This is a genomic window from Microbacterium foliorum, from assembly GCF_006385575.1.
Taxonomy (GTDB): Bacteria; Actinomycetota; Actinomycetes; order Actinomycetales; family Microbacteriaceae; genus Microbacterium; species Microbacterium foliorum_B.
The window spans coordinates 2,274,638-2,286,585 of sequence record NZ_CP041040.1 but is presented as its reverse complement, the minus strand read 5'-3'; the positions used below and the strand labels follow the sequence as shown (position 1 = coordinate 2,286,585).

The 11,948-nt window shown below is 67.7% G+C and carries 11 protein-coding genes; 7 read left to right on the top strand and 4 right to left on the bottom strand.

The window, feature by feature from the left end; translation table 11 throughout:
* Positions 1–11: 11 nt before the first annotated feature.
* Both FIV50_RS11005 and FIV50_RS11000 read left to right on the top strand, forming a co-directional pair.
* Complete coding sequence (locus FIV50_RS11005) at positions 12–614, top strand: TetR/AcrR family transcriptional regulator C-terminal domain-containing protein (RefSeq protein WP_181164203.1); 603 nt, start codon at positions 12–14, stop codon at positions 612–614.
* A 270-nt stretch (positions 615–884) separates the two neighbouring features.
* Positions 885–1,274, top strand: a complete 390-nt coding sequence (locus FIV50_RS11000; RefSeq protein WP_140037466.1) for a hypothetical protein — start codon at positions 885–887, stop codon at positions 1,272–1,274.
* A gap of 5 nt (positions 1,275–1,279) precedes the next feature.
* Here the strand turns inward: FIV50_RS11000 and FIV50_RS10995 are convergent, their stop codons facing one another.
* Genes FIV50_RS10995 through FIV50_RS10985 form a run of 3 tightly spaced genes read right to left on the bottom strand, consistent with a single transcriptional unit; the run spans position 1,280 to position 7,076 of the window.
* A complete protein-coding gene (locus tag FIV50_RS10995) occupies positions 1,280–4,741 on the bottom strand; it encodes an error-prone DNA polymerase (protein WP_140037465.1) in 3,462 nt (1,153 codons plus the stop codon).
* A complete protein-coding gene (locus FIV50_RS10990; RefSeq protein WP_140037464.1) occupies positions 4,741–6,282 on the bottom strand; it encodes a DNA polymerase Y family protein in 1,542 nt (513 codons plus the stop codon). Before FIV50_RS10990 ends, FIV50_RS10995 begins: the two co-directional genes overlap by 1 nt.
* Positions 6,279–7,076 (bottom strand): hypothetical protein, encoded by a 798-nt coding sequence (locus FIV50_RS10985; RefSeq protein WP_140037463.1) that lies wholly within the window; start codon positions 7,074–7,076, stop codon positions 6,279–6,281. The genes FIV50_RS10990 and FIV50_RS10985 overlap by 4 nt, the downstream gene beginning before the upstream one ends.
* A gap of 133 nt (positions 7,077–7,209) precedes the next feature.
* On the opposite strand from FIV50_RS10985, the gene FIV50_RS10980 reads away from it, so the two are divergent.
* Genes FIV50_RS10980 through FIV50_RS10960 form a run of 5 tightly spaced genes read left to right on the top strand, consistent with a single transcriptional unit; the run spans position 7,210 to position 10,488 of the window.
* Positions 7,210–7,680: a prepilin peptidase gene (locus tag FIV50_RS10980; protein ID WP_140037462.1), complete on the top strand. Its 471-nt coding sequence runs from the start codon at positions 7,210–7,212 to the stop codon at positions 7,678–7,680.
* Positions 7,681–7,714: 34 nt separating this feature from the next.
* On the top strand, positions 7,715–7,927 hold the full coding sequence (locus FIV50_RS10975; protein WP_140037461.1) for a response regulator: 213 nt from the start codon (positions 7,715–7,717) through the stop codon (positions 7,925–7,927).
* Positions 7,920–8,564, top strand: coding sequence for a CYTH domain-containing protein (locus tag FIV50_RS10970; protein WP_140037460.1), 645 nt, complete (start codon positions 7,920–7,922; stop codon positions 8,562–8,564). The genes FIV50_RS10975 and FIV50_RS10970 overlap by 8 nt, the downstream gene beginning before the upstream one ends.
* 53 nt (positions 8,565–8,617) lie before the next feature.
* Positions 8,618–9,772, top strand: a complete 1,155-nt coding sequence (locus tag FIV50_RS10965) for a type III polyketide synthase (RefSeq protein WP_140037459.1) — start codon at positions 8,618–8,620, stop codon at positions 9,770–9,772.
* Positions 9,769–10,488, top strand: a complete 720-nt coding sequence (locus tag FIV50_RS10960; RefSeq protein ID WP_140037458.1) for a methyltransferase domain-containing protein — start codon at positions 9,769–9,771, stop codon at positions 10,486–10,488. Before FIV50_RS10965 ends, FIV50_RS10960 begins: the two co-directional genes overlap by 4 nt.
* Before the next feature lie 56 nt (positions 10,489–10,544).
* Here FIV50_RS10960 and lpdA read toward each other — a convergent pair whose 3' ends face one another.
* Positions 10,545–11,942: a dihydrolipoyl dehydrogenase gene (lpdA, locus tag FIV50_RS10955; protein ID WP_053096802.1), complete on the bottom strand. Its 1,398-nt coding sequence runs from the start codon at positions 11,940–11,942 to the stop codon at positions 10,545–10,547.
* Positions 11,943–11,948 lie beyond the last annotated feature (6 nt).

Genomic DNA, 11,948 nt, shown 5'->3' with positions numbered 1-11,948 from the left:
GTGAGCGTGTGATGCCCAGGCCATCGAGTCCATTGCTGTCGCCGGAGATCATCGGTGCGGCCGGCCTCGAACTGTCGAGGGCCGGAGAGCCGTTCGGGGTGAACGCGATCGCGCGTCGGCTCGGAGTCAGGCCGTCTTCGCTCTACAACCATGTGGACGGCATGGACGGCATCATCGAGCTGATGCGAGGCCGTTTGATCGAGGACTATCGGGTCGGGCCGGGGGAGGGCACGTGGGATGACTTCCTCGTCGAGCTTCTGAGACGGCAGCGCCAGATGTATGCCGACCACCCGCAGCTCGTGCCGCTGCTCATCGGGAAGACGATCACGCATCCGGCGGTCATCGCCGCGTACGACGATCTGGCGACCGTTCTCGTCGACGGCGGCTTTCCCGAAGACGAGGTGCTCACGGTGATCGCGATCATCGATGCCTTCGCGATCGGCTTCGGCCTCGACCTGGCATCGCCCGATGAAGTCTGGGAGCCGGGGGAGGGAACTCGCACACTCGGTCGCGTGCTCGAGGGGGCGGAGCGAGGCACCGCTCGGGCGGATCGGACGTTCGAGCTCGGTGTCGGACTGCTGGTCGACTCGCTTCGCGCTCGCCTCCGCAGGTGAGACCGGAAGTGGTTGCCCTCTCGAGTCATCCAACCCCATTTGGATCACTCGAGAGGGCTCACCGTCCGTCCCGGACGGTAGGGGAGGCGGCGAAGATTTTCGCTGCTCTCTCGACTGATATATCCCCAGATGTTCAGCCGGTAGCCCCCGCTACTTGCAGCAGAATATCGCTTAATCGTCTTGTCCGCCATTTGGGGGACAAAGAAATCTACGAATGTTTCTTCCAGGACTGGGGCTTGCCGTGAGAACGTCCACTCATAGAGTGGTTGCATGGACAGAAAGCTCGTGCTGAACGCGCACCTCGCCATCGCTCACGGGCACCGCATCGAGGTCATGGAGCGCATCGACGAGCTGACCGGCGAGTCCCTGATCCTGTCTGTCAGTGACCTCGACACCGGCATCCGGTATCGCCGCGTGGAAGAGCCACGGGGTGAGCTCATCCGGTGGCTGGGTCGTGTCCTCGACTGCACGGTGACGATCGGCGGCCACTCGTCGCTCACGACTCTCACGGTCGATGCCGAGGGGAACGGTTCGGGCGCGACGAGTGCCAGGGCCGCCCTGCACGGCGCCGATGCGGCGGTCGACGCGGCGAAGGCCGAAGCGGACCGTTGGGGCGGTGGCGATCGTGTGCCGGAGCCGGAGCCTGAACGCTTCTGGTGACCCGCTCAGCGGAAGTCCCTCGATCGATGCGTCACTCCGGTGCGGAGGTCTTCGAATGCGTCGGCGAGGACGTTCACGACCCCCTCTGCTGAGCGCTCGAGAATGCCGCGGATGATCAGAGCAGGAGAATCCCGCGCCACACGGTGATAACGACCCCACACCCCCGTCGAGCAGATGACGTTGACGAGGCCGTTCTCGTCTTCGAGATTGAGGAAGGTGACACCCGCTGCGGTCGCGGGGCGCTGACGGTGAGTCACGAGGCCTGCGACCTCGATGCGCCTGCCCGTCTCGTGGCTCTGGAGATCGGAGGAGGTGAGCACGCCTCGCTCGCGCAGAAGTCCGCGGAAATGCGCCATCGGATGGTCGTCGGTCGAGACACCTGTCGCCCAGAGATCCGCGGAGAGCCGTTCGTAGCTGGACTGATCGCTGAACAGCGGTGGCTGCACGGCGATCGTCGTGCCGGGAAGGAATCGCGAACGATCCTCAGCGGCTGCCCCGGACAGCCAGATCGCCTCTCTGCGCTGCAGCCCGAGGCACTCGAACGCGCCGGCGGTCGCCAGGGACTCCAGCTGCGCGGCGGTGGCGTCGGTGCGCCTCACCAGGTCGTTCAGATCGCGGAACGGGCCGGCGGCCTCGCGCTCGGCGACGATCCTCTCCGCCAGCGGTGTGCCGATGCCGCGCACACCCCTGAGCCCCATGCGCACCGCGTAGGCGCCATCCCGGCGGTGCGCCGCCGACTCGTCGGGCTTCGACCGGTCGAAGCGCGGCACTCGAGGCTGCAGTGGATCGCCGCAGGCGTCCAGACCTGTCGGCATCCGCAGCGGTGCGCCCTCGAGGGGTTCGAGGGTCTCGGTGACGCCCGAGGAGTGCAGATCGGGTCGGCGCACCTCCACACCATGCCGTCGCGCGTCTGCAGTGAGCGTCGAGGCGGAGTAGAAGCCCATCGGCTGCGATCGGAGGAGCCCTGCGAGGAACGCCGCCGGATAGTGCAGTTTGAGCCAGGAGCTCGCATAGACGAGGAGCGCGAAGGACAACGAGTGCGACTCCGCGAATCCGAAGTTCGAGAATGCTTGGATCTGCGCGTAGATGCGATCCGACTGCTCGGCGGAGAGTCCGCGCCTGGACATGCCCGCGTAGAGCTTGTCGCGCACCTTCTCGATCTTCTCGAGCCCGCGCTTGGATCCCATGGCACGTCTGAGCAGATCGGCCTCGTCGGCGGTGCAGTCGCCGATGGCCGTCGCCATCTGGATCAGCTGCTCCTGGAAGATCGGGATGCCCAGAGTCCGCTCGAGAATCGGCTTGAGGTCATCATGCGGATACGGGATATCGAGCACCACGGGGTCTTCTCCACGAGCGGCTCTGGCGCGGTTCTCCTCGTCGAGCGCATCTTTGGCCATCTTGCGGCGGACGAAGGGATGCACGGCCCCGCCCTGGATGGGCCCGGGGCGGATGAGTGCGATCTGGATGGCGAGGTCGTAGAAGGCGCGTGGCTGCAGGCGGGGGAGCAGACCGATCTGTGCCCGGGATTCGACCTGGAACACCCCGATCGAATCAGCGCGGCAGAGCATGTCGTAGACGGCCGGCTCTTCTTTCGGAAGAGTCTCGAGCGTCCACCGCTCACCCGTGGCGTCGTCGATGAGATCGAAGCAGTGCTGGAGCGCTGCCAGCATGCCGAGCCCGAGGAGGTCGAACTTCACCAGCCCCATCCACGCAGCGTCGTCTTTGTCCCACTGGATCACGGTGCGGTTCTCCATGCGAGCATGCTCGACGGGGACGACCTCGCCGACGGGGCGTGCAGTGAGCACCATGCCACCCGAGTGGATACCGAGGTGCCGGGGAGCCTTCAGGAGCTCGCCCGCGTACTCGAGCACGTTCGCGGGGATGTCATGCTCGTCGGCCACCTCGAGCCCGGTGCTCCACCCGTCGACCTGCCTGGACCAGGCGTCCTGCTGCCCGGGGGAGAAGCCGAGAGCCCTCGCCATGTCGCGCACCGCGTTCTTCGGACGGTACTGGATGACGTTCGCCACCTGTGCCGCGCGCTCTCTTCCGTACTCGCGGTACACCCACTGGATGATCTCCTCCCGGCGATCGGAGTCGAAGTCCACATCGATGTCGGGTTCTTCCTGGCGGGTCGTCGCAAGGAACCGCTCGAAGGGCAGACGGTAGAGGATCGGGTCGACGGCGGTGATGCCGAGCAGATAGCAGACGGCGCTCGCCGCGGCAGAACCACGCCCCTGGCACAGGATGCCGCGACGGCGCGCCTCTGTGACAATGCCGTGCACGATGAGGAAGTAGCCGGGGAAGTCCTTCTCCTCGATCACATCGAGCTCGCGCCCGATCCTGCGGCGGCCGTCGGCATCGAGGTGCGGATACTTCGTCGGCACGGCCTCCCACACCAGGTGGCGCAGCCAGCTCATGGGGGTGTGACCGTCTGGCACCTCCTGCTTCGGCAGGGCCGGTCGCGCTCGGCGGAGCGAGAAGGCCGACGCGGCGGCGAGCTCGAGCCCGTAGGAGATCGCGCCGGGGTGGCGCCGGAAGCGCGATGACATCTCGGCACCGCTGCGCAGATGTGCTCCTCCGTGGGTCGGAAGCCAGCCGTCGAGCTCGTCCATGCTGCGCACGGCACGAACAGCGGCGACCGCCTCGGCGAGTGATGCGCGTTCGGGAGCGGCGTAGTGCACGTTGTTCGTCGCCACCACCGGCAGCCGCATCCGTCGGGCGAGATCGGCGAGAGCGTCGTTGCGACGCGTGTCCTGCGGGTCGCCGTGGTCGAAGAGCTCGACGGCGACGTGATCCTGGCCGAACAGATCGACCAGGCGGCGCAGCGGCGTCTGCGCGTCTCCGGCTTCGAGCCCACGACGGACACCGCCCTTGCGGCATCCGGTGAGGATCGTCCAGTGCCCGTCGGCGGTGGCCGCCAGCTCATCGAGGTCGTACACGGGGCGGCCCTTCTCTCCGCCGCGCAGGTGAGCAGCCGTCATGGCTCCGGAGAGACGGTGATAGCCCTCCAGGCCGTCGGCGAGCACCAGAAGATGGTCGCCGACCGGATCGGGGGTGCCCCGCTGCGGTGAGTCGAGACCGAGCGAGAGCTCGGCGCCGTACACAGTCTGGACACTCACATCCATCAGCTCTGCGACCTCGGCGAAGCGGGCCGCCCCGTAGAAGCCGTCATGGTCGGTGAGCGCGAGCGCGGTGAGCCCCAGGCGCTCGGCCTCGGCGAGCAGGTCTTCCGGTGAGGAGGCGCCGTCGAGGAACGAGTACGACGAATGCGCGTGCAGCTCGGCATAGGGAACGGCATCCTCAGGCCGATGCACGGAGGTGGGGGGATTCCGCTTGCGTTTGGTGCTGACGGGCCCTGGGTCCGGTCGGCTGCGGGGTGGCATGCCTCCGGTCGGGTAGGGCGATTCCTCGCCGCTGAGAGTGCGCTCCAGTTCGTTCCAGGACAGGGGAGGATTGTGCCAGCCCATCAGCGGTACCTCCCCTCGGCCCACCAGCGATCTCCGGTGCAGAAGACGAGCCAGGCCCGATCATGGTCGTCGATGATCTGCAGGCGATGCCCCTTCTTGCCGCCGGAGGCATCCCACCGGCGTTCATGGATCGGCCACGGGCCCGCCCAAGCCTGCACATCGTCGCCGTCGATACGAGCGGGTGTCGCCGAGAGAGACCCGCGGTCGTCGACGAGGACGGTCTCGCCGTCGGGGGAGAGCACTCCGATGGGACGAGGCGGACGGAACACCTCGGCGGGAAGAGGATCGGGAAGGCTTCCCGGCCAGGGGTGCCCGGGGTCTCTGGGGGCGACGGCGCGTTCGCCCCACGGAGTGAGCACCTGTCGATCGGCGAGCCAGCGTCCGCCGGAGAGAGCGGCGGTGACGACGCCCTCGTGGCCGAGCATCGTCTGCACGCGGGAGATGGCGTGGTGCAGACGCTCATCCGTGCCCGACCCGAAGAGTCCGGGCTGGTGATGGGCGGCATCATCGACCGCCACGGGGATGATGCGCACCAGGGCTATTCCGCCGAACGCGCGAGCCTCATCGATCGGCTCCTTCGCGGACTCCGCTCCCAGCGCCTCGAGCTGCCAGCGCACCCGGTCGACGAGGTCAGCGGCATCGAAGCAGGTCGGATGGAGCCAGGGGCGGGAGAACACCTTGCCGTCGTCGTCGATCAGGTCGATGCGGACCTCTGTGCACACCACCGAGGCTTCGCCGAGAGCGAGCATGACCGCATCGGCCGTCTGCCGCACTGCGAAGGCCACCTGATCGGCTCCCGCGAGCGGCGGTTCGAACTCGACGGAGCGCACGAGTTCGGGGTCGGGCGGTCGTGCCACCACGGCGCGGGAATCGGAGCCGGCGGCGAGGGAGTGCAGGCGGGCGCCGCGCTCACCGAAGCGATCGCGCACCTCGATTTCGTCGAGGGCGGCGAAGTCGCCGAGCGTGCGCACCCCGAGCCGGACGAGCAGACCGGTGAGCTGTTCGTCTCTCAGCACCCCCACGGGGAGCGGGGCGAGGAAGTCCTTCGCGAGACCCGCCGGCACGACGGTGAACGGGGCGCTTCCTCTGGCGGCGAGCTCTGCTGTGAAAGGGCCGTCGGCGATACCCACGCGCACCTCGGGGAAGCCCGCCTCGGTGAGGACGTCGATGAGGGCCTGCCCCGCCTCAGCCTCGCCGTCGTGGTAGCGGGAGATGCCCCGTGCCCGCACCGCCGCGAGTCCTGGACGCAGCAGCGCGGCGCCGGGGGCGTGCTTCTCGATGAGCTGCAGCACCGGAAGGAAGGCTCTCTCGTCGCGGGCGGTATCGTGCGGCAGCACGCGCAGCGACGAGATGTGCCCCTGAGCGACGCGGCGGCGCTGGCCGGCGCGCACACCGTGCTCCCTCGCCGAAGCGGTGCATGCGACGACGGTGTTCGCATGCACCAGCGCCGTCGGCGGATGAGGCGGCGGCCCGCCCAGGGCGGCGCGCAACGGCCAATCGGGAAGCCACAGGACGAGTACCCGGAGCGGAGCAGCGGTCATCCGGCCACCGCCAGACGTGGGTACTCGTGCGGAGCGGACTCGGCGCCGCGCAGGCCGGGCAACGTCGTCATCTCAGCCATGGTCTCGACGGCGATGTGCTCGGCGGGCAGCTCTTCGACCGCGCCGTGGGCGCCGGGAAGACGCACACGCACGCTCGACGACAGCGGACTGTGCCGCGTGCGGGCCGACACCGTCGCCGTGGAGCCTTCGATCAGTCCCCACCCCTCACCGACGCCGAGCCAGTGCTGGTCGTGCAGTCGGATGGAACCCTCGCTCTGCGGCCAGGCGCCGGACGCTGTCGACTCGGTGATCAGCAGGGTGCTCCCGCGGTCTCGCAGGCGTGCGCTCAGTCGTGACACATCGGCATCGCGTGCCCGGCCTCCCGGCTGCACGGCGATCAGCGGAACCACCTCGGCGAGCGCAGAGGTCACGGCGAGCCAGCGGTCTCCGGGCTCGGGGACGAGGATCAGTCGGGGCAGCTCGATTCCGAACGCGGCTGCGGCTTCGACGCCCAGCGTGGGCATGCCCACCACCGCACACCAGTGGCCCTTGCGCGACGCCGCAGCGAGCAGCGCGAGGACGAGGCTGGGCGAGGGGGAGACGGTGTAAGTCGCTCCCGTCTGCAGTCCTTCTTCGGGGAGCAGGGAGGAGAAGGCGGGTTCGAGGGGGAGCAGCGGATGCTCGCTGCGTCTGCGCTGCATGCGGCTGATCTCCCGGCGCAGCCGAAGAACCTCTCCGGCGCGGGAGTCGCCAGCCGGAGAGAGCGCGGTCACCGCATCGAGCCCGATCCCCATGAATCCATCCTCGAAGATATGTACTAATAAAGCAACTGGAGTAGATGACGATAGTTCGAACCTCAGACATCCGGGGGCGGGGGTTATCCACACGCCGTCCTCACCGGCATCCGCCTTCTCCTAGCCTTCCGGCATGGATCTCCGCACCGTGGTCGTCGTGACCGTCCATCTGGCGCTGTTCGTGATCGCCTGCCGACTCGTCGTCATCGACATCCGCACCCATCGACTGCCGAACCGGATCGTGCTCCCCACCCTTGCGGCACTCGTCGTCGTCGGGGGCGTCGACGCCATGATCACAGGTGACAGCACTGCGATGATCAGAGCCGCATGGGGGATGCTGATCCTCGGCGGTTTCTATGCGGCCCTCCGTCTGCTCAGCCGCGAGGGCATGGGCGGAGGCGACGTCAAGCTCGCCGCCGTCATCGGCCTGATCCTCGGGTGGCACAGCTGGCAGGCGCTCGCCGTGGGAGCAGCATCCGCCTTCGTCCTGGGGGCGCTGTTCGCAGTGTCGCTGATGATGCTCCGCAGGGCGAACGGCTCCACACGCATCGCCTTCGGGCCGTGGATGATCCTGGGCGCGCTGCTCGGCATCGTCATGCGATGAGTCCCATCTGCGGTGACGGGGATAGGGTGAGCACATGGCACTCGCACGACTTCACGGCGGCCCGCTGGACGGGCAGATCATTCCTCTCGGCGACGCGGACGACAAACTGATCGTCCCCTACAGCGAGACCCAGGTGGTGTACAACCGGCGCGGTGACGCGCAGAACACCGGCGACACCGACGGTCCCACCGAGATCGACTACTGGTACGACGAAGCCCTCGAGGACATCAGCCCGTCGGATGACTGAGCACCACAACGCTCCGCGGTCCGACTCCGAACCCTCCAGGGTCGTCGAGGTCGAGCGCAAGTACGACGTCGACGATGCCACTCCGCTTCCGGAGTGGGTGGGGATTCCCGGAGTGGATGCCGTGTCATCCGGTGAGGTGCGCGAACTCGACGCCCGCTACTTCGACACCGCAGATGCCGAACTCTCCCGCTCGGGGGTGGCTCTTCGCCGCCGCACCGGCGGCCCCGATGCCGGTTGGCATATCAAGGGACCGCGTGAGGGCGACGGCCGTCTCGAGATCGGCTGGCCGCTGGGCGACGATGACAGGATCCCGGATGCGGTGACCGAGACCGTCTCGCGATGGACGACGGGCCCGCTGACGCCCCTCGCCCGGATCGAGAACACTCGGACGGCATATCTGCTCACCGGAACCGCCGGCGTGGTCGCCGAGTTCGTCGACGATCGCGTTCGCGCGACCGACCTCCGACACGACGTACAACGTGAATGGCGCGAGTGGGAGTTCGAGCTCGGGCCCGCTGCACCCGCCGATGCGGCGGGGCGAGCAGCCCTGTTCGAGGCCGTGGAGACGGTGATCTTCGCCGTCGGGGGTCGCGATGCGTCATCCGGCTCCAAGCTCGCTCGCGCTCTGGGTTTCTGACTCCCTGCGCAAGCCCCTTCCACGCGGACGCGGGGTCATGCTTGAGTGACAGCATGACCCGCTCCGCCGTACTCCGCTCGCTGCGGACGATCGTTCCAGACACCGTCATCGAGCAGCACGAGGTGCGCGACATGTTCGCCGCACAGCCCGACGTCGGGCGCCTCGCACAGCGGATCATCGGAGCATCCTTCAACGGATCCGGAATCGACACCCGTCACACCGTCATCCAAGAGCTCTCACCCACGGCGAGCACCGATGAGACGCTCTTCTTCGATCGCGAGTCCGGCCTTCTGCAGTCTCCGGGAACGGCCGCACGCAACGACGTCTACATACGCGAGGCGTCGCGTCTCTTCGTCGAGGTGGCGCGCAGCGCGCTCGACGCCGACCCCGACATCGTCGCCGCCGACGTCACGCACGTCATCACGGCATCGTGCACGGGTTTCCATGCACCGGGCCCCGAGTACGAGATCGTGCGGGGGCTGGGCCTCTCCGACAGCGTGCAGCGCTACCACCTCGGGTTCATGGGCTGCTATGCCTCGCTGCCCGCGCTCCGAGCGGCGAGCCAGTTCTGCGCGGCCGATCCCACTGCGGTGGTGCTCGTGGTCAGCGTCGAGCTGTGCACCGTGCACCTGCGCTCGTCGGAGGACCCGGATCTCATCGTCGCCAACTCGCTCTTCGCGGACGGCGCGGCCGCCGGCATCGTCACCGCACGCGACCTCGCGACGCCGGTGCCGGCCGTTCGTCTCGACGGCTTCCACACGGCGATCGCCGCCGAGGGTGAGAAGGACATGGCCTGGACCATCGGTGATCACGGCTTCGAGATGATCCTGTCGACCAAGGTGCCGCAGATCATCGGCGAGACCATCATCGGCGCCATCCGTCCGCTCTACGCCCGCGAGGGCGAGCTGGCGGCCGCGTTCGACGAGGGGCGAGTGGGGGAGCGCGTGCAGCACTGGGCGATCCACCCCGGCGGACGCAGCATCCTCGACCGTGTGCAGGAGCGACTGCAGCTGAGCGACGCGCAGCTGCACCCGGCTCGGGAGACGCTGCGCGAGAACGGCAACATGTCGAGTGCGACGGTGCTCTTCGTGATCAAGCGGATCCTCGACGACGGCGCGACCGAGGAGTCGCGGGTCGCCGCCATGGCGTTCGGCCCGGGGCTGACCGCCGAGAGCGCGCTGATGACGGTCACCACCGGCGTCTCGTGAGACACGACCTCTCGATGCGCGCCGCAGAGGCGCGCGAGCTCATGGATGATCCGAATGCCGACATCGGGATGCTGGAACAGACCTACACACGCTTCCGTCTCGTGAACGCGCTCGTCTCGCGCCCGGGGCTGCTCTATCGCCGTGAGATCCGGCCGCGCGCCCGCCGCGGTCCCATCCGCATCCTGGACATCGGCGCGGGCGGCGGAGACGTGTGCCGGATGATCGCGGGGCGGTTGCGGCGCGCCGGGCTGGATGCCGAGATCACGGCGCTCGACGCCGACGCGCGGGCGATTCGCTGGGCTGCGGATCACGACGGCGGATCCGGCATCCGATATCGATGCGCCTTCGCGGCAGAGCTCGTGGCGGAGGGGGAGCAGTTCGACGTGGTCTTCTCTAATCACCTGCTGCATCACCTCACCGGGGCGGAGCTCGACGGCCTGCTGCGCGACTCCGCGGCGCTCGTCGGCGACGGCGGAGTCGTGGTGCACCGCGACATCGCCCGCACCCGATTCGCCTATGCGCTGTACGACGCCGCGACCTGGGTCTTCTCGGGCACGCTGTTCCGCGGCTCGTTCATCCGGCAGGACGGCCTCATCAGCATCCGTCGCTCGTATACGCGGAGAGAACTCGCCTCTCTCGTGCCGTCGGGGTGGACGGTGCGCTTCGGCCTGCCCTCCCGACTGGAGCTGCGCCGGGAGCCTGAGTCGGCGTCATGACGCACGAAGGCCCGACACGCGTGAGCGCATCGGGCCTTCGAGATCTGATCGTCGGATCAGAAGTTGATCATGTGACCTGCGAGGCCGTGGAAGCCCTCCTGCAGCGCCTCCGACAGCGTCGGGTGGGTGTGCACGTTGCGAGCCAGCTCGAGAGCGGTGAGGTCCCACTTCTGGGCCAGGGTCAGCTCGGGCAGAAGCTCGGAGACGTCCGGTCCGATCATGTGCGCGCCGATGAGCTCGAGGTGCTCGGCATCGGCGATCAGCTTGACGAATCCGACCGGCTCGCCGAGGCCGTGCGCCTTGCCGTTGGCCATGAACGGGAAGGTCGCGACCTTGATCTCGCGTCCCTCGTCCTTCGCCTGCTGCTCGGTGAGGCCGAACGAGGCGACCTGCGGCGAGCAGAACGTCGCACGAGGCATCATGCGGTAGTCGCCGAGCGTCTGGGTCTCTGCTCCGCCGATGGTCTCGGCAGCGACGACACCCTGTGCCTCGGCCACGTGGGCGAGCTGCAGCTTGGCGGTCACGTCACCGATCGCGTAGATGCCCTCGACGTTGGTGCGCATGTGGTCGTCGATGTCGATCGCGCCGCGCTCGGTGAGCTTGACGCCGGTGGCCTCGAGGCCGAAGCCCTCGATGTTCGGGGCGAATCCGACCGACATGAGCACCTTGTCGGCTTCGATCGACGACTGCTGCCCGTCCTTGCCGGTGTACGACACGGTGACGGAGGAGCCGTTGTCGACGACGGACTCGACCTTGGTGGAGGTGAGGATGTCGACGCCGTAGTTCTTGTACTGCTTCGCGATCTCCTTCGACACATCGGCATCCTCGTTGGGAAGCGCGCGGTCGAGGAACTCGATGATAGTGACCTTGACGCCGTAGTTGGTCATCACGTATGCGAATTCCATGCCGATGGCGCCGGCTCCGACGATGACGATCGACTTCGGGAGCTCACGGCTGAGGATCTGCTCCTCGTAGGTCACGACGTTGTCGCTGAGCTGCACGCCCGGCAGCAGTCGGACCTTCGAGCCGGTCGCGATGATCGCGTTGTCGAAGGTGACCTCTTCGGTCGAGCCGTCGGACTTGGCGACAGAGATCGCCTTCGGGCCCGTGAAGGTGCCGCGACCGTCGTACTCGGTCACCTTGTTCTTCTTCATCAGGAAGTGGATGCCCTTGACGCGGCCGTCTGCGACCACACGGCTGCGGTCGAACGCCTTGCCGTAGTCGATCGTGAACTCACCCGAGATGCCGAAGAAGTCGGCCTTGTGGTTGAGCGTGTGCGCGAGCTCCGCGTTCTTCAGGAGAGCCTTGGAGGGGATGCAGCCCACGTTGAGGCACACACCGCCCCAGTACTTCTCTTCGATGATGGCGGTGGACAGACCGAGCTGCGCGCTGCGAACCGCAGCGACGTATCCGCCAGGACCTGCACCGAGGATGACGACATCGTAATGTGGCATGCCTTA

What these genes read in the sequence shown, in the direction of transcription:
- FIV50_RS11005 (WP_181164203.1), top strand. Translation starts at nt 12, where the DNA reads ATGCCCAGGCCATCGAGTCCATTGCTGTCGCCGGAGATCATCGGTGCG.
- FIV50_RS11000 (WP_140037466.1), top strand. Translation starts at nt 885, where the DNA reads ATGGACAGAAAGCTCGTGCTGAACGCGCACCTCGCCATCGCTCACGGG.
- FIV50_RS10995 (WP_140037465.1), bottom strand. Translation starts at nt 4,741, where the DNA reads ATGGGCTGGCACAATCCTCCCCTGTCCTGGAACGAACTGGAGCGCACT.
- FIV50_RS10990 (WP_140037464.1), bottom strand. Translation starts at nt 6,282, where the DNA reads ATGACCGCTGCTCCGCTCCGGGTACTCGTCCTGTGGCTTCCCGATTGG.
- FIV50_RS10985 (WP_140037463.1), bottom strand. Translation starts at nt 7,076, where the DNA reads ATGGGGATCGGGCTCGATGCGGTGACCGCGCTCTCTCCGGCTGGCGAC.
- FIV50_RS10980 (WP_140037462.1), top strand. Translation starts at nt 7,210, where the DNA reads ATGGATCTCCGCACCGTGGTCGTCGTGACCGTCCATCTGGCGCTGTTC.
- FIV50_RS10975 (WP_140037461.1), top strand. Translation starts at nt 7,715, where the DNA reads ATGGCACTCGCACGACTTCACGGCGGCCCGCTGGACGGGCAGATCATT.
- FIV50_RS10970 (WP_140037460.1), top strand. Translation starts at nt 7,920, where the DNA reads ATGACTGAGCACCACAACGCTCCGCGGTCCGACTCCGAACCCTCCAGG.
- FIV50_RS10965 (WP_140037459.1), top strand. Translation starts at nt 8,618, where the DNA reads ATGACCCGCTCCGCCGTACTCCGCTCGCTGCGGACGATCGTTCCAGAC.
- lpdA (WP_053096802.1), bottom strand. Translation starts at nt 11,942, where the DNA reads ATGCCACATTACGATGTCGTCATCCTCGGTGCAGGTCCTGGCGGATAC.